The sequence below is a fragment of the Spiroplasma endosymbiont of 'Nebria riversi' genome (assembly GCF_018831625.1).
Taxonomy (GTDB): domain Bacteria; phylum Bacillota_I; class Bacilli_A; order Mycoplasmatales; family Nriv7; genus Nriv7.
Window position 1 is genome coordinate 577,019 of the sequence record NZ_CP065193.1, and the last position, 26,210, is coordinate 603,228.

Below are 26,210 nucleotides of genomic sequence, written 5' to 3' on the forward strand. Positions count from 1 at the left end.
TTGAATAAGTATTAAGGCGGTCAGCAATGATTGTCTTTTTATTTTATAAGGTGTTAAAAATTTGTTCTTTGAAAATTGAATACAAGTGAATTAATAATGTTGGTATGTATTAAAACACGATAAATTGTGGGTGGCCGCCATAACCAAAAGAAATTTACCAGTTAATAGATAACACCCTATTAGCTATAGCAATTTGTTTCGTTTTGCAATAAAAAAATTAATTGGTGGATTCCCTAAAAATATACACGCTATTAAATTAGTTCCAAGGGTAGGGCGCGGATGTTAAAGTGTAGAAATTTCTATTATAGGGGATATGCTAAGTTTAAAATTATTAAAATTTTTATCTAATTAAAAAACAAAATTTACTAACAAAGCTTGTTAAACAATTAAATCTGCGATATATAAGTGTTTAAAAAACTAAGTTAACTAACTTAGTTAATATAACTTAGTTTATTTATAAGAAAGGTAATTTACTATGAAAAACATTGAAAACATTTTCTTAAATACTAAAAAATATCTCTTAAAAGAAACACAAAACGCAATGTTTATTAAAGCCCCAAAAATTCGGTGATTTAATGAACAAATCGGCATTTGGTTTGCAAAGCGATTTGTTTATAAAGGAAAATATGAGAATTCAATTTGCATTGGAATAATTAAAGATAGTGACTATCAAGTAATCTCAATTAATCAAAAAGAAAATGAAACCAAATTAATTAAGGGGCAAGAATTATTAGGCTTCTTCCTTACCGAAAAAGAAAACAACAAAAAAGATATAAATTATAACTATTTTAAAGGAGCTTAAAAATGAATATCACAATTGGACTAATATTTATTATTATCAGCATAATGTTATCGGCATATTTTGCTTATAAAATTTATGCCAAAATAAAAATGCGAATTAAATATAAAAATGCCATTAAAAATAATTCTGGTAATTTTACAAAAGACGAAAAAGTATTTATTGCTCGCTTTGAAGAATGAGTTAAAGCTCCTAATTGAAAAAACAATAACGCAGATAAAAAATAATGTTTTGAAAAATTATCATGGGATTCTTAGAACTGTTTGTTCCGATAGAAAAAATGCCTGCACAAGTTGCGTTTATTGCCGGATTAATTATTATCATTACTTTTCTTTTCACACTAATTTCAATTATGTATTTACCAATAAAAATGATTTTTGGGAGATAAAAAATGACAATAAACTTAAAAGAATTTAATTGAGAACAAATTAAACAAACTTTCTGAGATTTATTTATTCAAATTACAACTATTCCGGCTCACATTACTGGTGGTAAATAAATTAAATTAACCTAAGCACCACTTTGACTTTTAATAGCAAACATTGCTTTTTGATTCTTAACAGCGTTTATGGTGTGATTTATTTTAATACTACTTTGAAAAACCATATCAGTATTTAGATAGAGGCAAAATTAATGTCAAGAAGTTACATTGTGATGCATTCCCAAAGAAATTCAAAATTAATTAGAAAAAAATATAACCGCGTTAAGATTAATCGTGGTTTTAACAAATTTAAGAAAAACTTTGAATATAAATGGTGAATGTTTTAAAAAGAAAGGGGGTGATTATATGATTGGAACTTTCTTAACAGAAGCACCAGCAGTAACAAAGATAACAGCTAGTGACGCGATGACTAAATTATGAAATGCGATTATAACAGCGTTTACTAAAATGTGAGAAATTATTGCTGTTAATATGCCTCAAGTCGGCAACTTCTTTGCTGACTATTGAATATTCATTTTTCCATTTATTTTGGCAATATTATTTATTTGCTTTAAAATGTTTGAAAAATTACTTGGCGCAGTTCGCTAACAAAAAAAATAAAGTGAGGCGCAAGATGAAATTTTGCAAATGAATAATAGAAAAAAATAACCATTTTATTGAATTAAATCGCACCTCATTTGGACGCATAAAGTTTTGTTAGGTGGTAAAGATTTGGATAATTTTAAAAGAAAAGTAATTACAATTTAATTATTATTTTATTTTAAAAATAAGTAATAAAACAAAATATTTAATATTAACAAACATAATCTTAATAAAAGGTTATAAAAACAACATTAAAATAATTTTTTACAACAAAAATCATACATAGGATATATATACTTAATTTGCATATTGAAATAATTTATAAATAATTTATAGTAAATGATTATTTTTTTTTATTTTATCAAGAGTTTTCTACAAAATTAAAAAATATTTTTGTTTTCCTTCTGAATTATGTCCATTTTTAACGCAGTGGTAAGCTTCGAATTTAGGGCATTTAATACCTTGTGCTCTAAATTTTTGATCAATTTCATTTAAACGTTTTTGTTTTTTTATTAATTCTGCTTGTTGTTTGACTTTTTCATAAAATTCTAAAAATTGATCATCTATCTGTTAAAGTATTTACTAGTTCTTGAATTATTTTTTCCATAATTATTATCCACCTCTATCATATTAAAAATATACCTAAAATTAAGTATATTTAATAAATATCAAGAGTTTTCTACAAAATTAAAAATTTTTTACAACACAAATCATACATAGGATATATATACTTAATTTGCATATTGAAATAATTTATAAATAATTTATAGTAAATGATTATTTTTTCTTTTTTTAAAAATACCTAAGAAAACTAAACGCAACCATTAAATTTTTCATTGTGTAAAAATTCAATAATATGATAAAATGGTAACGAATAAAAATGACAATAGCAAGAAAGGTATGGTTATTTTAGTAATTAAATAATATAATTAGCTGATTGTTTTACTTCTTCAAAGCAATACCTAACAAAACTAAACGCGACCATTAATTTTAAGTGATTTGCATTTTTAAGGATAATTTAAAATTTTCATTCACTTATTTTGAACTGGATATGCTAGTTTTAACCAGTAGCAACCCTTTTATTTTTAAAAGAAGGTGCTTCTAGCGGGGTAAATATCAACAATAAGGGGAGGATTATATCTAAAATATAAAACCTTCTTTTTAGTTAAAGAAGGTTTTATATTATTTAAATAAATTAATGGAGGAAAGTATGAGAAAAATATTATTTACTAGTGAATCTGTTAGTGAGGGACACCCGGATAAGATTTGTGATCAAATAGCTGATGCTATTTTGGATGCTTGTTTAAAACAAGACCCACAAACAAGACTAGCTTGTGAAGTGTTTATTACTACTAATATGGTTATTATTGGTGGCGAAATTAAATCATCAGCAATTGTAAATTATGAAGCGATTGCTAGAAAAGTTATTTGTGATATTGGTTATATTGATGAAAAAATTGGTATTAATGGTAATACTTGTCATATTCAAGTATTAATTCATAGTCAGTCACAAGATATTATTCGTGGTGTGGAACATAATCATCAATTAGCAGCAGGCGATCAAGGAATTATTTTTGGTTATGCTACTAATGAAACTAAAACTTATATGCCGTTAGCCATTCAAATTGCCCATGATTTAGTACATTTGGCTTCTTCTTTAAGAAAAAATCAACAATTTAAAGATGCGCGCCCTGATATGAAATCACAAGTAACGATTGATTATAGTAATCGGCGTCAACCTAAAATTGATACAATTTTAATGTCAATTCAACATCATCCTGATTATAATGAAAGTGAATTTAAAACATTTATTCATCAAAAAATTATGCTAGTTATTGCTAAGAATTATAAGTTAAATTTTGATTTTAAATTTTTGATTAATCCAACAGGAAGATTTGTTATTGGCGGGCCTTATGGTGATACGGGATTAACAGGAAGAAAAATTATTGTGGATACTTATGGTGGATATGCTCGTAGTGGTGGTGGTGCCTTTTCTGGCAAAGATGCTACTAAAGTTGATCGGACAGCTGCTTATATGGCAAGAAAAGTTGCTAAACATATTGTTGCTTTAAATTGGGCTGATAAATGTGAAATTCAATTGACATATGCTATTGGCATGAAAGCGCCGATTGCTGTTTATGTTGAGACATTTAATACTGAAAAGATTGCTCTTAATATAATTAATGATGCTATTAGTACTGTTTTTGATTTTTCGATGCAAGGAATGATTGATTGTTTGCAGTTAATGCAACCGATTTATCAAAAAACTACTGTTTATGGTCATTTTGGTAAAGATGATAATTTTAGTTGAGAAAAATTGGATTGTTTAGAAAAATTAAAAAAAAATATTATAAAATAATTCAAGAACTAGTAAATACTTTAACAGATGATCAATTTTTAGAATTTTATGAAGAGATCAAACAAAAAGCAGAATTAATAAAAAAACAAAAACGTTTAAATGAAATTGATCAAAAATTTAGAGCACAAGGTATTAAATGCCCTAAATGTGAATCTTACCATTGCGTTAAAAATGGACATAATTCAGAAGGAAAACAAAAATATTTATGTAAAAATTGTCATGCAAGTTTTGACGCTTTTCGTAATCATTTTATTTATTGAAGTCATTTAAATTATGAACAATGAAATTTATTGATTCAAATTTCATTGCTGGGGCAATATAGTAAAACAATTTCTCGTTTTATTAAAACTACATTAAAAACTGCTTGATATAATCGTCAAAAATTAATGAAATCAAAACAATTAGAAAATACCCAATTAAAATTTAAAAAATTATCTGGTAAAATCCAAATCAATGAAACATTTATTAAAGAAATTCATAAAGGAAATTTCAAACATAAAACTGATCCACGAAGAATTCACCTTGACCCATTCGCAACTAATACTAAATGCTGTATTCAAATGGCAGTTGATAATAATAACAATATTTATGTTAAATCCACAAGCACCAAACGTTTACAAAAACAATGAGTTATTGAAAATATGAACAAATAATTAATTAACCAAAATTCAATTATTACTTCTGATATGCAAAAATTATATTTTTTAGTAGCAAAACAAACAAATTCTACTTTATGTGTAACTAAAACAACAATTAATCCTGAAGCTAGTTATCGTAACTTAAATAAAATCAGTAAATTACAATCTAGTCTTAAAGAAGCCTTAATTCATTATCATGGTTTAGGTTTTACTAATATTCAAAATTATTTAACGCCTGTTGAATTTAGAAAATGACAGCCTACATAAAAAGTGTCCAAAAAAGGGTTGCCACAACATATTTTGTTTTACAAAAGAACAAAAAAGACGATATTATCGTCTTTTTCTTATTTCCCTACCTCTTTGTTATACGCCCATCAACTATTTTATTGGCAATAAGATTTAAAACATCAACAGATTTTTCTTCTTTACTTTTAATATTATTAATAGTGCCTAAATTGCTTGTAGTTCCTATTGATAAACTCGAAATAATTAATAACTTAGTTAACTTATCGTTCATCATTTAATAATCAATCCTTTCAGCTTCTTTCTTTTATTAAAACATATTAATTTTTAAATTCAACTGAAAAAAGAGTGAATTTAATTTTTTTTAAATTTACTCTTAATTAATTACTATTTACTAATAAATATTTATTACTTTTTACTATTTTCTGTGGAAGAAGAGGAATACAAATTTTCCTTAATTTTATTTTTTCAAATATCTGATTGACCACCAAAAACTACGGCCACTTGCTTCTTACCACTCTTTTTAATAGGCTTAGTACTTAAAATTTCTAATTCGCCAGCATCAACTTTATTCATATCAACGACTTGCACTCGCAATCTTGAAGCACAAGCATCAATATTTTCAATATTTTCTGTTCCACCCAAAGCAGCTAATATTTTTTCTGCTGTAACAATTCCTTTTCCAGATTTCTTATCTTTAAGTTTTTCTTTTTCATCATTAATAATATTATCTTTTATTGGCAACGCAGTCTTAGATTGACTTTTTGCTGCTTGATAATCTTTTTTTGTAAATAAACGAATCTGCCCATCAACAGCTTCTCTTCCCGGAATTTTAATATTAAATCGTAAAATCAAGAAATAAAATAAGAAGAAATAAATCGCTGCATAGGCTGCACCAACAATTGATACAACTCATCAATTAGTTGTTTGACCACTAAAACTTGGAACAATTCCATAAATAATTCAGTCTAATACTCCACCAGAGAAAGTCATTCCGATTTTTACTTGTAAAACATTCATTAACATAAATGATATTCCCGCTAAAGGCACATGAATCCCATAAAATAACCACGGGGCCACAAATAAGAAACTAAATTCTAACGGTTCAGTAATTCCTGTTAAGAAACTGGTTAATCCGGCAGAAGCATATACTCCTAATGCTGTATTTCGATTTTCCTTAGGTACCGTCAATGCCATAGCGGCGGCGGCGGCTGGCAATCCAAACATCATAAAGGGAAACTTACCTGCTTGGAATCGTCCTAGTCGTAATCCCCGACCTCACATATCTTGCAATGTTAATTTTCCATCAGCAATAACTGCCATAAATCCTGTTTGGTCACCAACAGCTGTTAAAGTTAATGGATTAGCCACATCCCCAGTACTAGCAAAGTCACTAATCGCTCCACCAGCACCAGATCATCACAATGGTGCATAAAACACATGATGCAATCCAAAAGGAATTAATGACCGTTCAATTAATCCAAAAAATAATGAATCTAATCCCACAGGTAATGTTCCTGATGAACGCCCAAATCAATTAAATGCTGCCCCAACTGGCGGTCATATTAAAATAAAAATAAACGCCAAGGGAATAACAGCAAAGAATACCACAATTGGGACAAATTTTACGCCACTAAAAAAACTAATGTAAGAAGGTAATTCTGTTAGATAAAAGCGATTGTAAAGAAAAGCAACTAACGCCCCAACAATAATTCCTCCAAATACTCCTGAATTTAGTGTTGGTCCAATACCTAAAATTGATGTCGTTAATTTATTATCAATTGCTAAATCACCTTTTCAAAATCATAAATTATAGTTAATCGGCGTTTCACTTGACGATATTACTTGATAAAAAGTATCATCAATTGTTTTTCCGTCCAATGTTCCTCCTAATAATTTACTAAATTCAGCAGTTAATTTTGGTATTAAATCTTTTCCCATATATAATTCCTTTAATGAAATTACAATCTTCTGATCTTTACCGGCATCATCAACATATGCTAAAACATAGTTATAGTTTATTACCCCCTGATTCATAAAGACAGCAATTACAACAACGAAAATTAGAAAACCAATTAATGCAGTTAAACCCGCAACTCCCGCATCATTAGTAAAAGCAATTGCAACTGAAATTGCAAATAATACTGGTAAATTAGCAAATGGGACATCGCCCGTCATTTTTAAAAATGTTCCAAAAGTTTCTCAAGCTTCTGCATCAGCATTTTTAGCAAGTGTTTCAATTGTTGCTCCAATTCCTAAAAATAATCCCGCAATTGGTAACAACGCAATCGGCAACATAAATGCTTTAGATAATTTTTGAAGAACACCTTGACTTTTTTCTTTAAAGTTACTCCAAAAACTACCTAAAGACTGTTTAAATCTAAGCTTTGATGACATATAAACCGTTCCTTTTCTATTTAAATTTAAAAATGAATTCTAAAAATTTTTTTATTTTAAAATTCAAACAATAACCTCCACTCTATTTTTAATAACTAAATCAAATATTATTTAGTTAATCTAAGAAATTATTACAATCTCTTTAAACTAAATATATCAATAATAACTATGAAATTTTTATCGTTTTATCAACTCAAATTTCTAAATCTTCTGGTGTATCAATATCTAATTGGTCATCTTCACTTAGAGGGAATAAATTATTCGGTTGGTGATGTCTTATTTCAATAAATATTTATCTATTAAAATAAAACTAACTAAGGGAGAAGACAAATTTATCTTTTTCAACCATCTTGATAATAACATAAAATCACAAAATTACAAAACAAAAATAATTTTAAGGTCGCGTTTAGTTTTCTTAGGTATTGCTTTGAAGAAGTAAAAAAATCAGCTAATTATATTATTTAATTACTAAACTAACCCTGCTTTTCTTGTTATTGTCATTTTTATTCATTACCATTTTATCATATTATTGAATTTTTACACAATAAAAATTATTTTAATTTTGTCGAAAAATCTTGATATTTATTGAATATACTTAATTTTAGGTATATTTTTAATATGATAGAGGTGGATAATAATTATGGAAAAAATAATTCAAGAACTAGTAAATACTTTAACAGATGATCAATTTTTAGAATTTTATGAAAAAGTCAAACAACAAGCAGAATTAATAAAAAAACAAAAACGTTTAAATGAAATTGATCAAAAATTTAGAGCACATGGTATTAAATGCCCTAAATGTGAATCTTACCATTGCGTTAAAAATGGACATAATTCAGAAGGAAAACAAAAATATTTATGTAAAAATTGACGTGCAAGTTTTGACGCTTTTCGTAATCATTTTATTTATTGAAGTCATTTAAATTATGAACAATGAAATTTATTGATTCAAATTTCATTGCTGGGGCAATCTAGTAAAACAATTTCTCGTTTTATTAAAACTACATTAAAAACTGCTTGATATAATCGTCAAAAATTAATGAAATCAAAATAATTAGAAAATACCCAATTAAAATTTAAAAAATTATCTGGTAAAATCCAAATCGATGAAACATTTATTAAAGAAATTCATAAAGGAAATTTCAAACATAAAACTGATCCACGAAGAATTCACCTTGATCCATTCGCAACTAATACTAAATGCTGTATTCAAGCAGCAGTTGATAATAATAAAAATATTTATGTTAAATCCACAAACACCAAACGTTTACAAAAACAATGAGTTATTGAAAATATGAACAAAGAATTAATTAATCAAAATTCAATTATTACTTCTGATATGCAAAAATTATATTTTTTAGTAGCAAAACAAACAAATTCTACTTTATGTGTAACTAAAACAACAATTAATCCTGAAGCTAGTTATCGTAACTTAAATAAAATCAGTAAATTACAATCTAGTCTTAAAGAAGCCTTAATTCATTATCATGGTTTAGGTTTTACTAATATTCAAAATTATTTAAATCTCTGAAAATGAAAATACCAACATAAGGTTTTAACTCCAAACCAACAAACAGCGGTATTATATTTTAATGTATAAAAAATTAAAGTAAAAATATTAATTTTACATAAAAGCCTTTTAAAATTATCAAGTTGATGATTTTTTTTATTTTATCAAGAGTTTTCTACAAAATTAAAATAATTTTTTGGGTTTTTAAAAAAATAAATCGCACTATAATAGCCTTCTTTAATACGAACATCAAATTTAAATTTTGTCATTTAAATAGCCTCAAATCTCTTATATAATTATTAGTTTTAATATATCAATTTTGCTACTTAATAAATATTATAATATAGTTTTTTAATAAAATTTCTTTTTTGATTACAAATTTTGCTATTCTTATCATCAAATTATCCTTTACTATTTCTTTTCTTGAATAATATTATATCAAAGTTTATAATTGATTAATAAACAAAATAGAGATTTTTGTGAGGTGTAAAATTAATGAAGTAATACATTATCTTAGTGGAATCAGCAACTGGTTATGATGAAGAACAAGCAAAAGAACATAATATGGCATTTGTCCCTTTAATGTGATAAATGTTAACAATAAAACTATTGCTGACAATAATAAAAAAATTACTATTGATAAATTTTATAAAATTTTAGAAACTGAACCAATTAAAACCGGTCAAACGCCACCAGGAATTTTAAAAGAAAAATGAGATGAACTACTACAAGAATATGAACAAATTCTTTTCTTTCCGATTTCTTCGCATTTATCGGGACAATATCAAAGTGCAATATTACTGGCTCAAGATAATGCTTATAAAGACAAAGTCTATATAATTGATAGCAAGGCAGTTGGCGACATTAATAAAGAAATGATTAACCACACAGAACTATCTTTACAAGAACGACCTATTAATGAATTACAAGGTTTTATTGATGAACAGAAAAAAAATATTGCGCCTTCATTCTTCAATATCAATTAGATACATTGGTTCGTGGGAGCAGAATTAGCAGTGCTGCTGCTACCCCCTAACTAATTTATTGAAAATTAAACCAATCCTAGAATTTAATGGTTTTATTGATAAATTTGATAAAACCAGAACATTTAAAAAAGCAATTAAAGAGAGGTTTTAAAAGAAATCAAAAAGCACTATGACAGTGCTGGCGAATTAACAATTATGCATTCATTATGTGATATGGAATTAAAAGAAGAAGTAATTAAAATCATTACTAAAGAAAAATTTACAATTAAGCATATGAGTTTAATATCTTCTAATGGATAGGTTGCAATAAGTTGGACCATATTTATGTGGACTTTCAAATAAAATAAAATTATTAAGAAAGTAGGAAGATAAAAATGGGGAAAAACTCATATTCAAATGAATTTAAAAAACAAATTGTCATGCTTTATCAAAACGGAAAAAGCATTGTTGAAATTATTAAAGAATACGGAATTTCAAAATCAGCCGTATATCAGTGAATTGAAAATTTTAATAATTTTGGGTCATTTAAAGTACAAGATAATCGCACTGTCGAAGAAAATGAATTAATTTATTTGCGAAAAGAAAACCAACAATTACGAATGGAAAATGACATTTTAAAGCAAGTAGCACTGATAATTCGCAAAAAACAGGAATTATTAACAATAATAAAGAAAAATATTCCGTGCTAAAAATGTGTCAAATATTAAAAATAGCAAAATCAACATATTATTATCAAACTAATAATTGTGTTAAGTAGGATGTTAATAATTATGAAGAAGAAGTTATCGGTGCATTTAATAAAAGTCGTAAAAATTTATGGTGCTCGTAAAATTAAAGCTGTTTTAATGAGAAAAGATATTATCTTATCACGCCGAAAAATCAGATTCCTTATGATCAAAAATAATTTGGTTTCTAAATACACCAAATTAAAATATCGTAATCATAAAACAATGGTTAATAATGACCAAATTAGTAATGTTTTAAATCGTCAATTTAATAACAAAAAAACTAATGAAGTTGTTATTAGTGATTTAACATATGTGCAAGTTGGAGGAAAATGACATTATATTTGTTTATTAATTGACTTGTTTAATCGAGAAATAATTGGCTATAGTGCCTGACCAAACAAAACCGCTGAACTAGTTCAACAAACTTTTCATAAAATAACACGACCATTAAATAAAATAACTTTATTTCATACTGATCGTGGTAATGAGTTCAGAAATAAAATTATTGATGAAATTTTAATAACCTTTAATATTAAAAGATCATTGAGTGCGAAGGGTTGTCCTTATGACAATGCTGTGGCTAAAACAACTTACAAAACTTTTAAAACGGAATTTATCAAGGGTAAAAAATTTGAAAATTTAACACAATTAAAATGCGAATTATTTGATTTTGTTAATTGATACAATAATCTTATAATACATGGCAGTTTAAATTATTTAACGCCTGTTGAATTTAGAAAATGACAGTCTACATAAAAAGTGTCCAAAAAAGGGTTGCCATACCAAAATGTTATTGCTGCTCACACCGGATATAATACATTTGTACTTGTATATTGAATAAAGTAAAGGAGAAAAAAATGTCCAACACAAATAAGAAAATTGCTATTATTGTTGACTCATCTAGCAACCTTGACCCTACAACTCTAAAAGAAAAGAATATTAATATCATTCCTTTATTAATAAGTTTTGAAGATAGAACTGAAATTGAAGATACCACTAGTGATATTAAAAAATCTAATTTTTATGCTCGTGTTAAAAATGGTGAATATACTAAAACTAGTCAATCATCACCGGGGAAACTAATGAGCTTATGGCGAAAACTATTAGCTGAAGGGAATGATGAAATTATCTTTATTCCGATTGCTAAAGGATTATCTGGTCAATATCAAAACGCCTATATGTTATCACAAGAAAATGAATTTAAAAACCGCGTTCATATTATTGATACTAACGGCGCTGCTACATTTAATAGTACATTAGCAATTAAAGCTAGTGAGATTGTAGCTAACGGCGACAACATTAATGATATTAATAAAATGGTAACCCAAGTTAAAAAAAATAGTTTAATTTACATTATCCCTGAAGATATCTCGCGACTTTCTAGAGGTGGTCGTGCTAAATCTGTTGTTGCTTCCCTAATAAGTTTAATCTGCGTTAAAGTAATTATTAAATTCGGCGAAATATCAGAAAAAAGCGGAATTGCCAGAACCTTAAACAACGCTATTGAAAGCGTAATCACAAAAATTAAAGAATTTATTAATAATGAAAATTATATCTTAGAAATTCTCACATCACAATGTGATAAAAAAGTCACCACAATTATTAACAAAATTATAACCAACCACCCCGAACTTAAAATCAAAAAAGCATTCCTCCCTAACTGTTTTGTCAGTCACGCCGGTGTTAATTCCGTAGGAATTATTGTTGTTAAACAATAAATAAAATTAACAAAGAAAAAGGTAGCGTTGCTACCTTTTTTATTTACAGCACTAACAGTAATGCCAAGTTACCTTCTTTTAATGCTTTTAAAATAAAAACTATTTCCTATTTTTAAAAATTAGTTGCCAACAACACTTCTGATGATTGAAGCATTTTTTTTAACTCATCAGCAATAAATTGAGCATCATTGCCAACAACCAGTTGCATATCCTTATCTGAAATCATTTTCGGATTAAGCTTATTAACAATTTTTCTTACTTTAAATCTGACTTTATTTAATTGTTCAATTTTTCCAGCATCAACATTTTTAACAACAATTCTTAGCCTTGTAATGCAATTATCAGCACTAATAATATTATCTTTACCTAAAATATCCAAAATTTCTCTCGCTAATAACTGATAAGAAGATAGTGGTAAACTATTATCCAAATTATTTATTTCACTAACATTTTCCTCGCGACCTAATGTCTGGTAATTAAACTTCTTAATCAAATAACTAAAAGAAAAGTAGTAAGCCCCCCCACTTATAATACCAATTGGTAATATTCAAGCCGGATTTGCTAGCACTTGGGCAAAACCTGACTCCCAAGTTATTTTAGCAATTTTCATTGATTGATAAAAACTTAAAATATAATCAATAGCACCTGCAGAAAACCCAAAGCCAATCCGAATTCCTAAACCAACAGTAATTGCAGAAATAATGCCTGATAAGACAATATGAACAAAAAATAATACGGGGGCTGCATAAATAAAACTAAATTCTAACGGTTCAGTAACCCCAGTTAAAAATGAAATGGACGCCGCTCCAAGTAATAATGCCATAACTTTTTTTCTTTGGTCAGGATGAGCACATTTAATGATCGCCAAGGCAGCAGCAGGTAATCCAAACATCATAATAGGAAAAAACCCACTTTGAAATAATCCAGCGCCAACAACTAAATCATTACTAAGAAATGCAGGAATATCGCCATTAATAACTGTTCCGTTCTGTGAAGTAGTATAAGGGTGTTGTCAAAAAAAATAAATATTAAGAACACGCATTAAACCACTAGGATTTAATGCTCTATTAAACATTGTATAAACGCTAGCAACCCCTCATTGAATATGACGCGTTGAATTGTCAACTTTTTCAGGAATAATAGTTTGTCCAAAACTTAAAAGTCCTAACTGAAGTCAAGGTCAAATTATTGCCACAAAAATAGCAACTGGTAAAGAAACCAAAATAACAACTAATGGCACAAATCTTCTTCCTGAAAAAAATGACAAAGCAGTTGGCAACTTAATGGATTGAAAACGATTATAACAAGTGGCTGCTAATATACCAGCAATAATGCCACTCAAAATTCCCATATCAATAGAATAAATAACTTCATTGCCTTTAAGTTGATATAAAAGTTTTGATTTATTTTCTAAGTTAACATCTAATAAAATTGTTGAATAAACAATTTTTGGTAATATCGCCATTAGACCAATTAATATTGTATAAGCAAAAAAACCAATAAGAGCTGCTTCACCACGATTATCTTTAGCAAAACCAAAAGCCACGCCAATAGCAAAAAGAACAGAAAGATTATCAAAAACACTGGCACCAATAACCTGCAATACTGAACCAATATATCAAATAACACCGTTCTCAGTAATTCCGAAATCTTTAGTCATCATTAATCCGCCCACACGACTCAATATTGCCGCGATAGGTAAAATAGCAATCGGAAACATTAATGATTTAGCAAGTTTTTGTAATCCTGAACCTGTTTTATTACGAAAATGCTTTAAAGTATTTTTTAGTTGAAAATTATTAGATGTTAGCTTAAGTTTTTTAAAATTACTAAAAATATGTTTAAATTCCATTTAAATTCAGTCCTACCTTTATTTTAATTTATAACTTAACATTAATTATTTTTGCATACAAGAAATCTAATAATTGCATTAATAATTGCAATCTAATTGAAAAAACACTTCATAATTGTTCTTCTTCCGATTTAATTAAAAAATAGGATTTAAAACTTTTAACTAATTTTGTTTCTTTGCAAAAAATACCAATTGAATAAGCTTTATCTTTTACTTCTTCAATTATTTCACCAATTAATTTATTTGTACCACTTAATGATAGGCAAATAATAACATCATCGGCAGTAACTAATGGCAAGTACGAATAAATAACATTAATATCATTCTCGCAAATAACATTTTTATTTACTCATCTTAGTCTTTGTGCGAAAGAAATAGCGGGATAATATGAAATTCCAAAACCAAAAATAAAGATTGTTTTGGCATCAATAATTTTTTTAACAATTAAATCAGTATCTTTATTAATAAAATCTAAATATAATCAATTATTCTCCTCATCTCTTGTTTTCATATATTCATTAAAAAAATAGGTAATATTATTTTTCAATTGCAAATTAGTATTAACTTGTCGTCCTGAATTTTTAATTCTTTGATTAATAAGTTTTAATTGATACTTCAATTCAGTTCAACCACTTAGATTTAATTTTTGACAAAAGCGAATTATTGAACTAGAAGAAGTAAAACAAGCTTCAGCAACACTTGTTGATGTTCAATCATCAATTTGTTCTAAGTTATTTAAAATAAATGTAGCAATGCTGGCATTAATAACATTGTCTTCATTAAACTTTATATGTTTTAATTTCTTAATAAAATCAAAATCTTCCAAAATGGCCTCCTTATTTCATTTATATTATTTCCCTAATAATTGGATTATATCACAAAAACATTTCATCAGGTAAATTTTCCAAAAAATGCAATATATTTCATTAAAAAATATAAAAATAACCATTTGTAATGATAACAATAATGGTTATTTTTATATTGATATCATTCTTAATAACTAATTTTATTGGCAGGGGAGGGGTAGCAAAGGTACATAAACCATATACATATGACAAGATTTTGGTTTTTACAAATTTTTAGGGGGTGTTTTCTTTTGGCAGTAATATTTTGTATTGAATGTGACAACGAAAGCTATGTCATTGGTAATAAAAATACAGTTGGAATTTGCAATTCTTGTGATGAAAACGGTTTTTAATTTTGAAAGGAAAGATAAATTATAAAATATGTCGCTGGTGTTTGCATATTAGAAAATTAGGAAATCACGGTGTTTGTGTTCAAAAATCTATTAATCATATTAAAAAAATTTTAAATCCGAAAGGGAAAAAGAAAAATGAAATATAATGTTAAATTAGTTACTATAAAAAGAAAAATATTTAAAAATAAAGATGGTTCTACGATGTCAGGGTATTCTGCCGAATTTTTGCGTTATGAAAATGACTTATTTGAGCCTACCAGCGAATAAAAAGCCTTATGAATTGATGATAACAATCTAGAACAACAAGAAATTTATAAACTGTTAAAAGAAAATGTTAAATCATTTTTTAGTTGCGAATTAACTTTTGATAAAAAACCGAAAATAGTTAACTTGCAAAAAATTGAATTATCAAAAAATCAAAAAAACTTGTCTAGTTAGTTGATAAAAATCTTGGTCTGCGAAGCGGTGCGGAAGGCGTATGCCCCACCCGCTTAGCGGTTAGTCGGCGAAGCCGACTATTACTTGATTAAATAACACAACTGAACGAAAACCTAAAATAGGAGCAAAAAATATGAATTTACAAGCTAAAAATCCGACTGATTTTTATATGAAAACCATTTATTACGGTTAATACATTCGTAATGTTGTTATGCCCTTAGAACTCATTAAAACAAATACTCGTAATGTTAGTGGTTTAAAGAATAAAGGCGAACGAGAAATCAAAATGTTAAATAGTAATGTGCGTGCTAAATGTAGCACTATGCTATCAGAAAGGCATATCATAATTTTTCAGTTAAATAACTTACATTTTTAACTTTGACTTATAAGTTAAATGAAACAGATGTTAAAAAGTGTCCAAAAAAGGGTTGCCATACCAAATTCATTTCCACGGACGAATAGCTTTTTTCTTGTAATAAATTACAGTTTCTAATGAGCGGACTTTTCTTTTAAAATTAGGATTATTACGCGAAAGTCCATAATAGCGTTCTACAATTTCAGCAACACTATCATAAACGCCGACTAACTCATTGGTTTCGCAAGAATATATAACATAACAATATTTTTTAGCCATTTCGTACTTGTTCAAGATTTAATAACTAATTTAAATCAGTTTCTTTTAATCATTCGGGAATAATATAATTAAAATTAATATCTTTATCAAGTTCAGATTTTTTAATATTTTCTAAAAATTTTTGTCGATTTTTAATTTTAACTTCTTCATACAAATTAATAATTTCTTGCCCCTTAATGGTTGTAATTTTCTCTGCACCGTTGGCATCATACTTAATAACTTCATAAACATTTTCTGTAAAAATACCAACCACCATCTGATTTGCATATTTAATTGATGGGTATACTAGTTTGCGAGGAACTCAAGAACCACCATCGCTATTGGGAATTGATAGTAAAATCAAATTTGTTATTTCAGCAACAATATATTTTTTATTCAAAAATAAATTTTTTAAGTTAGTCATTATTTATTAACTCCTCATATCAATATTTTTTTGGTTTTTGTAAAAAAATAATATATATCCTTCCTTATATACAATTTCCTAGTTAGCTAACATAGTTAACTATCTAAATAAATCTATGTTATCTCTCTTATGTTAACTAAATTATGTTAGCTAACTGGGTGCGAGAAATTCTCAAAATTACCAAAAAGCATTTTTTGGCACACCTAAAAAGTGTTCTCATATTTACAACACAATTTTTAGATAGAATTTAGTTTTTTGTTCGAACAAGTTAATAAAGTTAGTTTAATTTTATTAATTAAAATACCTACCTTCTTTAAAAAATTATTGTTAAGAGAAGTATTCTTACTGGTCTAAAGTGGTTACCTTACACACATAATTATAAACCAATCTCCAATATTTATAAGAAGTGCATATTTTGTTTTACAAAAGAACAAAAAAGACGATATTATTGTCTTTTTCTTATTTCACTACATCTTTGTTATACGCCCATTATTCGTTTACCTAATGATATTTTGGAATTAGAAAGTTATGATATTGAAAAACTAATTAATTGAGATTAATTTTAATAACAATTACCAACATCTAATTAACAAGTAATTAACAATTTTTTAGTTATTATTAAATTTTGTGGATAACTTTTTCCACTTTAAAGTTATGATATTTATAGGAAGTAATTCAAGGTGTGATTTATGAGTCATAAAGAAATGTGAGAACAAGTTAAAACAAAATTAATGGGTGAAACAATTGATCCAATTATTTTTAATACTTATATTAAAAATACTAATATTCATTCAATTACTAACAATAATGAATGTATCATTTTAGTTCGGAGTGGTTTTGCAAAAGAAATTTTAACAAAAAATTTAACTAATAAAATTCAAATTATTATTAATCAAGTTAGTAATCGCCAACTAAGTGTTAAATTCCTTGAACAATACGAAATTAAAAATATGCCCCATCAACAATATGATGAATGTGACGATAATTTAAAAAGTAATAAAAAAAAATTTACCTTTACTAACTTTGTTAAAGGATCTTGTAATCAAGATGCTTATCAAGCATCATTGGCTGTTGTTAAAAATCTTGGTGTTAGTTGAAATCCATTATTTATTTATGGAAATTCAGGACTAGGTAAAACACATTTATTACACGCTGTAGAAAATGAAATTATTAAAAATAATCCTAATATTAAAATTCGCTACTTATCTTCAGAAGAATTTGGTCGTATGTTTTTAGAAATATATAATCATGGGATTGATGCGATTGAAGATTTTAAGGATTCTTTTAATAATTATCAAGTATTATTAATTGATGATATTCAATTATTAGCCAAAAGAAACAAAACTAATGAAATCTTTTTTAATATTTTTAATCGTTTTATTGATGACAATAAACAAATTATTCTAACTTCTGATAAATATCCTGATGAATTAGATGGTTTTGAACAAAGGATGGTGTCACGATTTCAAAGCGGATTAAGTGTTTGTTTAGATGCTCCTGATTTTGAAACAGCCTTAAATATCTTAAACCTAAAAGTTAAAGAAATTAATTATAATGCAACGGTTTTTGCCAAAGAAGTTTTAGAATTTATTGCCTTAAATTTTAATACTGATGTTCGGAAATTAGAAGGAGCTTTAAATCGGATAATTTTCTTCTCAGTAATGAACATTAGTGCTGAAAAAATAATTGAATTAGAAGATGTTAAAGAAGCATTTAAAAGTTCAAATATTATTATTGACAAGCGAGAAAAAATTACTATTAAAAAGATTAAACAAATTGTTGCCGAATATTATAATATTCCTGTTAAGTTGCTGATTAGTAAAACTAGAGTTGCAAACATTACCATTGCCCGTCATTTAGCAATGTTTTTAGCAAGAACGCTTATTGATGAACCATTTTCACGGATTGGGATTGAATTTGGTGGTAAAGACCATTCAACGGTAATTAATGCTTGTCAAAAAATTGAGATTTTAATTAAAAATAATAAAGAATTTGCTAAAGTAGTTCATTTGCTAATTGCTAAATGTCAAGGATAAACTTTTTTAAAGCAATAAAGTTATTAACAAAATTGTTAACAAATTATTAACACTAAAAATGTGTGATACTATAAAATAGTTAGCGGTATTTGGAAGTTATCCACATTGTCCACAGTATACTACTAATACTACAATAAATATAAATATAATATATAAGGAGTTGCTCTAAATGATTATTACTATTTCTCGCACAAGATTATTAAATGAAATTAATAAAATTTCACGAATCATATCATATAAATCACCATTACCAGCATTAACGGGTCTATTATTTGAAGTTAAACCTGATAAGTTAGTTTTAACTGGTTCTTCAGGAACACTATCAATGCAAGTTGAAATTAAAGTTAATGAAAGTAAATTACAAATTGAAGAATTGGGAAAAACTTTAATTAAAGTACGATTTGTTAGTGAAGTAATTCGGAAAATTGAAAGTGAAATTATTCGCATTGAAGTTGTTGAAGGTAGTATAATTCGTATTAATGCGAATAATTTTGATTCGCAATTAAATACTTTAGATGTTAATCAATACCCTAAAATTTTATTTGATACTAGAGGGCAAGAATTTATTATTAGTGACGGCATTTTAAAAGCAATTGTTAATCAAGTTGGATTTGCAATTGGTGAACAAGAGAGAAATATTATTTTTACAGGGATTCATTTTTTGTTTAGTAAGGGAAAATTAAAGGTTACAGCTACTGATTCATTTCGATTAGCTAGTAAAGAGATAAATTTTCCTTATTATAGTAAGGATGATTATGAAGTTATTATTCCAGGAAAGGTCATTCAAGAAGTAAATAAGATTAGTGAAAAAAATAATGATGTTACGATAATTATTAATGAAAGAAATGTTGTTTTTAAGATTAATAATACAATTTTACAATCAAAAATTATTGATGGTAAGTACCCTAATACTAATAAAATTATTCCTGAAAGTTATAATAGTAAGATTGTGATTAATAATCGTGATTTATTAAATGCCATTGATCGTGCTAGTGTATTAAGTCACGAAATTAGTAATACTACAATTAAGTTAAATATTAGTAATGATAAAATTAAGGTGGAGTCTAGTTCTAGTGAGATTGGTAATTCTAATGAGCATTTAAGCAAGTTTCATTTATCTGGTGAGATAATGAATATTGCGGTTCGCTCACAGTATATGCTTGATGCGATTAGAGCTTTTAAGACTAGTGATTTAAATATTAATTTAACAGCTGAAGATAAACCAATTATTATTACTAGTGATGAAGATCCGACATTATTACAGTTAGTCTTACCAATGCGAACTTATTAGTTAAAAAATTAAAAATGCGAGTTTATAAATTTTATGTTATGAATCCGCATTTTTAATTTTTAAGACTATTTTAAGACATTTTTATTGTGATATGTAATTTTATACTTGGTGGGGCTTGATTGTATTTCCTAAATGTCCTTAAAAGTTGTATAATTACTTATATTCGGTGTAAATTTATAGTATTAAAAACATCAATGTGTGATAGGAGAGATTTTAGTGTTGAAAAGAAAATATGATGCATCTTCAATTCAAATTTTAGAAGGTTTAGAAGCAGTTCGTAAACGACCGGGAATGTATATTGGAAATATTTCTAAAGAAGGATGACATCATTTAGCATGAGAAATTATTAGTAATTCAATTGATGAGGTTATGGGTGGTTATTGTAACGAAATTAAAATTACTTTGTTAAATGATAATGAAATTATTATTGAAGATAATGGTCGTGGAATTCCGATTGATATTCACCCTAAAAGTAAAATTTCTGTTTTAGAAACAGTATTTACTGTATTGCATGCTGGTGGTAAGTTTGATGGTGAAACTTATAAAGTATCTGGTGGTCTTCACGGTGTGGGAGCATCGGTTGTTAATGCTTTAAGTAGTTATTTAGATGTCACGGTATATCGTGATGGTAATATTTATAATTTAAAATTTCATAATGGAGGAAAAATCAAAGAATTTTTAAAAATTACGGGCACAACTGACAAAAGAGGAACTGTTGTTCGTTTTATGCCCGACATTAGTATTTTTGAAGAAGGGCAGTCATTTAATTACACAACTTTAAAAACGCGATTAAAACAATTAGCATTTTTAAATAAGGGTTTAAAAATTATTCTTATTGATGAAAAAGCACAACGCCAAGTATTATTTCAATATTTTAATGGGCTTCGTGATTATGTTGCTGATTTAAATAGTGATCGCATTGTTATTCATAAGGAAATAATTTATGGTAATTACCAATATGATGATACTCATATTGAATTTGCTGCGCAATATAATGATACATATCATACGCAGTTATATTCTTTTTGTAACAACATTAATACTTCTGAAGGTGGAACGCATGAAGAAGGATTACGGTTGGCACTAACAAGAGAAATAAATAAATATGCATTAAATAATAAGTATATTAAAAGTAATGATGAAAAATTATTATGAGATGATTTAAAAGAAGGTTTAGTTGCTTTACTTTCTCTTAAAATATCTGATCCGCAATATGAAGGACAAACAAAAGCTAAATTAAGTAATAAAGTCGCGAGACAAATAGTTTCTAATGCGATTGGTAATGTTATTAAAAATTTTCTAATGGAAAATCCACAAATTGCGAAGAATATTTTAGAAAAAACATTATTAGCTTTTAGAGCAAGAATGGCAGTAAGAAAAGCTCGTGAAATTACTCGTAAGAAAAATTTACTTGATGTGGCACCACTACCAGGTAAATTAGCTGATTGTAGTAGTAATGATGCTAAGATTAGTGAACTTTATATGGTTGAAGGTGATTCGGCGGGTGGTACTGCGAAAATGGGACGAGACCGTAATTTTCAAGCTATTTTATCATTAAAAGGTAAAGTTCTTAATGTTGAAAAAGCAAGAATTGAACGAGTGTTAGAAAATGATGAAATTTTAACAATGATAACATCATTAGGTTGTGGTGTTAATAAAGATTTTAATATTGACAGGTTACGATATCATAAGGTAATAATTATGACGGATGCTGATGTTGATGGTGCTCATATTCGAACGCTATTACTAACATTTTTTTATCGTTATATGCACGAATTAATTGTCGCGGGTTGTGTGTATATTGCACAACCACCACTATATAAAATCCAAGTTGGTAAAAAGAGTAATTATGTATATTCTGATCAAGAATTAGAAAATTTTAAAAAATCGTTAAAAGATGATCAAAAATTTAGTATTCAAAGATATAAAGGACTTGGAGAAATGAATGCCGAACAATTATGAAGTACGACAATGAATCCTGAAAATCGCCAGTTACTAAAAGTAACAATTGAAGATGCTAGTATTGCTGATATGACTTTCATTATGTTAATGGGTGAACAAGTAGAACCGCGAAAAATATTTATTGAAGAGAATGCCCAATATGTTAAGCATCTTGACATTTAGGAAGGTGAAATAAATGAATTTAGATAAGCAACATAATGTCAAAGATATTGATATTAGTAAAGAAATGCAAGAAAGCTTTTTAGAATATGCAATGTCAGTTATTGTTTCTCGAGCGATTCCTGATGTTCGTGATGGTTTAAAACCAGTGCATCGCCGAATTTTATATGCTATGTATGATTTAGGAATAACTTATGACAAACCATATAAAAAATCAGCCCGAATTACGGGAGAAATTATTGGGAAATATCACCCGCATGGTGATACTGCTGTGTATTATTCAATGGTAAGAATGGCACAAGAATTTTCATCACGCTATCCGTTAGTTGATGGTCAAGGGAATTTTGGTTCGATTGATGGCGATAATCCAGCCGCGATGCGTTATACGGAATCACGAATGAGTAAATTAGCTAATGAATTAGTAAATGATATGAATAAGGATACGGTAGATTTTGTTGATAATTATGATAGTACCGAACGAGAACCGAAAGTATTACCAGCATCTTTTCCTAACTTACTAGTTAATGGTTCAAAAGGAATTGCTGTTAGTATTACAACTGATATTCCGCCACATAACTTAAATGAAGTTATTGATGCTTTAATTTATGTGTTGGAAAATCCTCAGGTTACAATTGAACAATTAATTTCACAAGATATTGTTAAAGGACCAGACTTTCCCACGGGAGCAAGTATTATTGGTAATCAAAGAATTAGAAAAGCCTATTTAACAGGTCGTGATATGATTACGGTACGGGGAAAAGTAATTGAAGAAACATTTAAAAACGGTCGTAAAGCTTTAATTATTAATGAAATCCCGTATCAATTAAATAAAACCCGCTTAATTGAAAGAATATCGCACTTAGTAAAAAATAAAGAAATTCAAGGTATTTATGCGTTACGCGATGAATCTAATCACGAAGGGATTAGAGTAGTAATGGAATTAAAAAATGATGTTAGTAGTAAAATTTTATTGAATAAGTTATATAAAATGACGCCGTTACAATCAACACATTCAATTAATTTAATTGCTTTAAATAATGGTCGTCCCAAACTTATGAATTTACTTCAAATTTTACAAGCATATTTAGAACATCAATTTGTTGTTTTATTTCGAAAAACTAAGTTTGAATTACAAAAAAATCAAGACCGTGCTCATATTTGTGAAGGATTAGTTATTGCTTTATCTAATATTGATGCCATTGTTCGTTTAATTAAAAAAGCAAATGCACCAACAGAAGCAATTGACAAATTAGTTAGCAAATTTGCGTTAAGTAAAATTCAAGCTCAAGCGATTTTACAAATGCGTTTGCAAAGATTAACTGGTTTAGAACAAGTTAAATTAGAAGAAGAATTACAAACATTAAATGATGAGATTGCTCAATGTCAAAAAGTTTTACAAGATGTCAGTGAACAAACAAAAATTATTAGTAAGCAGTTAATAACAATTAAAAATAATTATGGTGATCCGCGAAGAACAATTATTACTAGTGATGAAGAGGATATTACCATTGATGAAATATCGTTAATTAAAAATGAACCCGTAGTTATTATTTTTTCTGAAAATGGTTATATTAAGCGGTTAAATTTAGATGAATATCGTACCCAAAAACGCGGTGGGACGGGTGTTAATACAATAAATTTAGGTGAAACCGATGATACCAGAATAATTATTATTGCTAATACGCACGATGATATTTTGTTTTTTAGTGATGTTGGTAAAGTATATCGTTTAAAAGCTTATGAAATTAGTAGTTTTTCACGCGTATCAAGAGGAACGCCAATTATTAATCTAATTAATATTGAACGAAAAGAAAAAATTAAAACTTTAATTGCCGTAAATTCAGAAAATAGTAAACAGTATTTATTTTTTATTACTAAAAATGGGATTGTGAAACGTACTGCTATTGGTGAGTTTGATTCAATTCGTAAAACAGGTAAAATTGCAATTGATTTTAAGACTAATGATAGTCTTGTTGAAGTTTTATTAACAACCGGTGATACGAAAATTATTATCGCTACTAGTAATGGTAAAGCAATTCATTTTAATGAAAAGGAAATTCGTTTATTACAAAGAAAAGCCACAGGAATTAAAGGAATTATGTTAGATAATGATTGCTTTGTTATTGGGGGCTGTACTAGTGCGACGGGAAGTAATATTATTACTATTTCTGAAAATGGTTTAAGTAAAATAACGCCTTTGCAGTCATTTCGTTTAACAAAAAGAGCTACTAAAGGTGTTAAAGCAATGAAATTAACTCCTAAAACCGGTGATATTGTTGCGATTAAAGCTATTAAAGGTGATGAAGAGATGTTAATTGTTACGAATAATGGTATTGGTATTCGTGTTAATTTGAGTGAAATGAAAATTTCTCAAAGAAATAGTAGTGGTGTTAAACTAATTAAGTTAAAATCAGAACAAAAGATAAAAACTAGTGCTATTATTTCTGTTAACTAGAATTATTATTTAAATAAGAAAGGGTTTGTTAAGATGATTGATATAAATTATTTATCAGAAAATATTGATGAAGTTATTAAAAGATTAACAACCAGAAATGCTGATTTTTTGTATTTAAAAAAAGTTAAACAATTAAATATGGAACGCAAAGAAATTATTACTAAATTAGAGCAAAAGCAAGCAGAACATAATAAACAATCAAAATTAATTGCATCATTAATACAAAAAGAGAAAACTAATGAAATTGAAGTCTTAAAAGAAGATTTGGGAAGTAATAAGTTATTAATTGAAACATTAAAACAGCAATTACTAGTTTTTGCAAGTGAAATTAAGGATTTGTTATTAAAAACACCAAATATTCCTGAAATTACTGTTCCTATTGGGATAAGTGAAGCCGATAATGTTGAAGTTAAAAAATGAAATGAAAACAAGGCTTTAAAATCAACGCATACGCATTGAGATATTGCGAAAGATTTAGATATTATTGATTTTATTCGGGCAACAAAAATAACTGGTAGTCGTTTTGTTATTTATAAAAACGCTGGTGCCCGCTTAGTTCGTGCCTTAATTAATTTAATGTTAGATGTTCATTATCAATCTGGTTATGAGGAAATTATTCCGCCAACAATTGTTAATGCAAATTCATTAATTACTACGGGAAATCTGCCTAAATTTAAAGAGGATTTATTTCAATTACAAGAAAAAGATTATTATTTAATTCCTACGGCAGAAGTACCAATAACTAATTTATATAAAGATGAAATTATTGATGGTCATAAGTTACCGTTAAAATACTGTGCTTATACCACTTGTTATCGTTCTGAAGCGGGAGCAGCTGGTAAAGATACGCGGGGAATAATTCGTTTGCATCAATTTCATAAAGTTGAGTTAGTTAAAATTACTAAACCAGAACAATCATATGATGAATTAGAAAAGTTAACTAATGATGCTTGTAAAATTTTAGAACTTTTAGAACTACCACACCGCGTTATTGAACTTTGTACGGGTGAATTAGGATTTAGTGCTGCGAAAACTTATGATATTGAAGTTTGAATGCCTTCACAAAATAAATATCGTGAAATTTCTTCTTGTTCTAATTGTGAAGATTTTCAAGCTCGAAGAGGAAAAATTCGTTATAAAGCAAAGCCGCAAGATAATGCTAAGTTAGTTCATACATTAAATGGGTCGGGATTAGCAGTTGATCGTTTGGTAGCGGCAATTTTAGAAAATAATTATCAATCTGATGGTAAAACGGTTGTGATTCCTAAGATATTGCAAAAGTATTTAGGAGGATTAGAAAAGATTACCGTTTAAGTAAAAAAAGATGTTTCACGTGAAACATCTTTTTTTTAGAATTTTGTTTTATTGATTGGATTTAAT

At 27.4% G+C, this 26,210-nt stretch carries 23 protein-coding genes and 1 pseudogene; 18 read left to right on the forward strand and 6 right to left on the reverse strand.

The window, feature by feature from the left end; translation table 4 throughout:
* Positions 1-475 precede the first annotated feature (475 nt).
* The 3 genes from I5Q57_RS03855 to I5Q57_RS03865 all read left to right on the forward strand — a co-directional run bounded on the left by I5Q57_RS03855 (position 476) and on the right by I5Q57_RS03865 (position 1,829).
* On the forward strand, positions 476-802 hold the full coding sequence (locus tag I5Q57_RS03855) for a hypothetical protein (RefSeq protein ID WP_215826891.1): 327 nt from the start codon (positions 476-478) through the stop codon (positions 800-802).
* A 2-nt stretch (positions 803-804) separates the two neighbouring features.
* Positions 805-1,026: a hypothetical protein gene (locus tag I5Q57_RS03860; RefSeq protein WP_215826892.1), complete on the forward strand. Its 222-nt coding sequence runs from the start codon at positions 805-807 to the stop codon at positions 1,024-1,026.
* A gap of 560 nt (positions 1,027-1,586) precedes the next feature.
* The gene (locus I5Q57_RS03865) at positions 1,587-1,829 is read left to right on the forward strand and encodes a hypothetical protein (protein ID WP_215826893.1); all 243 of its coding nucleotides are present in this window, start codon (positions 1,587-1,589) and stop codon (positions 1,827-1,829) included.
* Positions 1,830-2,292: 463 nt separating this feature from the next.
* Here the strand turns inward: I5Q57_RS03865 and I5Q57_RS03870 are convergent, their stop codons facing one another.
* Positions 2,293-2,430: a hypothetical protein gene (locus I5Q57_RS03870; RefSeq protein WP_215826894.1), complete on the reverse strand. Its 138-nt coding sequence runs from the start codon at positions 2,428-2,430 to the stop codon at positions 2,293-2,295.
* A gap of 591 nt (positions 2,431-3,021) precedes the next feature.
* Here I5Q57_RS03870 and metK point away from each other — a divergent pair.
* The 3 genes from metK to I5Q57_RS03885 are packed head-to-tail and all read left to right on the forward strand — an operon-like array spanning position 3,022 to position 5,087.
* On the forward strand, positions 3,022-4,182 hold the full coding sequence (metK, locus tag I5Q57_RS03875) for a methionine adenosyltransferase (protein WP_369806558.1): 1,161 nt from the start codon (positions 3,022-3,024) through the stop codon (positions 4,180-4,182).
* Positions 4,131-4,835: an IS1/IS1595 family N-terminal zinc-binding domain-containing protein gene (locus I5Q57_RS03880; protein WP_215826896.1), complete on the forward strand. Its 705-nt coding sequence runs from the start codon at positions 4,131-4,133 to the stop codon at positions 4,833-4,835. Before metK ends, I5Q57_RS03880 begins: the two co-directional genes overlap by 52 nt.
* A gap of 33 nt (positions 4,836-4,868) precedes the next feature.
* Entirely contained in the window at positions 4,869-5,087 is a 219-nt protein-coding gene (locus I5Q57_RS03885; RefSeq protein WP_215826897.1) for a hypothetical protein, read from the forward strand.
* An 85-nt stretch (positions 5,088-5,172) separates the two neighbouring features.
* Here the strand turns inward: I5Q57_RS03885 and I5Q57_RS03890 are convergent, their stop codons facing one another.
* Both I5Q57_RS03890 and I5Q57_RS03895 read right to left on the reverse strand, forming a co-directional pair.
* A complete protein-coding gene (locus tag I5Q57_RS03890) occupies positions 5,173-5,340 on the reverse strand; it encodes a hypothetical protein (protein WP_215826898.1) in 168 nt (55 codons plus the stop codon).
* A 131-nt stretch (positions 5,341-5,471) separates the two neighbouring features.
* Positions 5,472-7,460 carry a PTS transporter subunit EIIC gene (locus I5Q57_RS03895; RefSeq protein WP_215826899.1) on the reverse strand — a complete coding sequence of 663 codons (1,989 nt, stop codon included), beginning with the start codon at positions 7,458-7,460 and terminating at the stop codon, positions 5,472-5,474.
* A gap of 640 nt (positions 7,461-8,100) precedes the next feature.
* Between I5Q57_RS03895 and I5Q57_RS03900 the strand changes: the two genes are divergently transcribed.
* The 5 genes and pseudogenes from I5Q57_RS03900 (at position 8,101) to I5Q57_RS03925 (ending at position 12,402) form a co-directional block, all read left to right on the forward strand.
* Complete coding sequence (locus tag I5Q57_RS03900; protein ID WP_215826900.1) at positions 8,101-8,514, forward strand: IS1/IS1595 family N-terminal zinc-binding domain-containing protein; 414 nt, start codon at positions 8,101-8,103, stop codon at positions 8,512-8,514.
* A 30-nt stretch (positions 8,515-8,544) separates the two neighbouring features.
* Positions 8,545-9,060, forward strand: a complete 516-nt coding sequence (locus tag I5Q57_RS03905; protein ID WP_256444928.1) for a transposase — start codon at positions 8,545-8,547, stop codon at positions 9,058-9,060.
* 494 nt (positions 9,061-9,554) lie between these two features.
* Positions 9,555-9,956 carry a DegV family protein gene (locus tag I5Q57_RS03910; protein WP_215826901.1) on the forward strand — a complete coding sequence of 134 codons (402 nt, stop codon included), beginning with the start codon at positions 9,555-9,557 and terminating at the stop codon, positions 9,954-9,956.
* 374 nt (positions 9,957-10,330) lie between these two features.
* Positions 10,331-11,440 (forward strand): annotated as a pseudogene (locus I5Q57_RS03920) (IS3 family transposase).
* A 101-nt stretch (positions 11,441-11,541) separates the two neighbouring features.
* Entirely contained in the window at positions 11,542-12,402 is an 861-nt protein-coding gene (locus I5Q57_RS03925) for a DegV family protein (RefSeq protein WP_215826903.1), read from the forward strand.
* Positions 12,403-12,514: 112 nt separating this feature from the next.
* On the opposite strand, the gene I5Q57_RS03930 is transcribed toward I5Q57_RS03925, so the two are convergent.
* Positions 12,515-14,254: a PTS transporter subunit EIIC gene (locus tag I5Q57_RS03930; protein ID WP_215826904.1), complete on the reverse strand. Its 1,740-nt coding sequence runs from the start codon at positions 14,252-14,254 to the stop codon at positions 12,515-12,517.
* Between the two features lie 28 nt (positions 14,255-14,282).
* Positions 14,283-15,080, reverse strand: a complete 798-nt coding sequence (locus tag I5Q57_RS03935; RefSeq protein WP_215826905.1) for a MurR/RpiR family transcriptional regulator — start codon at positions 15,078-15,080, stop codon at positions 14,283-14,285.
* 507 nt (positions 15,081-15,587) lie between these two features.
* Here I5Q57_RS03935 and I5Q57_RS09645 point away from each other — a divergent pair.
* Both I5Q57_RS09645 and I5Q57_RS03940 read left to right on the forward strand, forming a co-directional pair.
* Positions 15,588-15,719: a hypothetical protein gene (locus I5Q57_RS09645; protein ID WP_256444915.1), complete on the forward strand. Its 132-nt coding sequence runs from the start codon at positions 15,588-15,590 to the stop codon at positions 15,717-15,719.
* Between the two features lie 382 nt (positions 15,720-16,101).
* A complete protein-coding gene (locus I5Q57_RS03940; RefSeq protein ID WP_215826906.1) occupies positions 16,102-16,266 on the forward strand; it encodes a hypothetical protein in 165 nt (54 codons plus the stop codon).
* 283 nt (positions 16,267-16,549) lie between these two features.
* Here I5Q57_RS03940 and I5Q57_RS03945 read toward each other — a convergent pair whose 3' ends face one another.
* Positions 16,550-16,927 (reverse strand): hypothetical protein, encoded by a 378-nt coding sequence (locus I5Q57_RS03945; RefSeq protein ID WP_215826907.1) that lies wholly within the window; start codon positions 16,925-16,927, stop codon positions 16,550-16,552.
* Between the two features lie 689 nt (positions 16,928-17,616).
* On the opposite strand from I5Q57_RS03945, the gene dnaA reads away from it, so the two are divergent.
* From dnaA to serS, 5 genes are all read left to right on the forward strand, one after another.
* Positions 17,617-18,963 (forward strand): chromosomal replication initiator protein DnaA, encoded by a 1,347-nt coding sequence (gene dnaA, locus I5Q57_RS03950; protein ID WP_215826908.1) that lies wholly within the window; start codon positions 17,617-17,619, stop codon positions 18,961-18,963.
* A 169-nt stretch (positions 18,964-19,132) separates the two neighbouring features.
* Positions 19,133-20,254: a DNA polymerase III subunit beta gene (gene dnaN, locus I5Q57_RS03955; RefSeq protein WP_215826909.1), complete on the forward strand. Its 1,122-nt coding sequence runs from the start codon at positions 19,133-19,135 to the stop codon at positions 20,252-20,254.
* Between the two features lie 213 nt (positions 20,255-20,467).
* Positions 20,468-22,378: a DNA topoisomerase (ATP-hydrolyzing) subunit B gene (gene gyrB / locus I5Q57_RS03960; protein ID WP_369806569.1), complete on the forward strand. Its 1,911-nt coding sequence runs from the start codon at positions 20,468-20,470 to the stop codon at positions 22,376-22,378.
* A 13-nt stretch (positions 22,379-22,391) separates the two neighbouring features.
* Entirely contained in the window at positions 22,392-24,830 is a 2,439-nt protein-coding gene (gene gyrA / locus I5Q57_RS03965; protein ID WP_215826910.1) for a DNA gyrase subunit A, read from the forward strand.
* Between the two features lie 33 nt (positions 24,831-24,863).
* The gene (serS, locus tag I5Q57_RS03970) at positions 24,864-26,144 is read left to right on the forward strand and encodes a serine--tRNA ligase (protein WP_215826911.1); all 1,281 of its coding nucleotides are present in this window, start codon (positions 24,864-24,866) and stop codon (positions 26,142-26,144) included.
* The last annotated feature ends 66 nt before the right edge of the window (positions 26,145-26,210 follow it).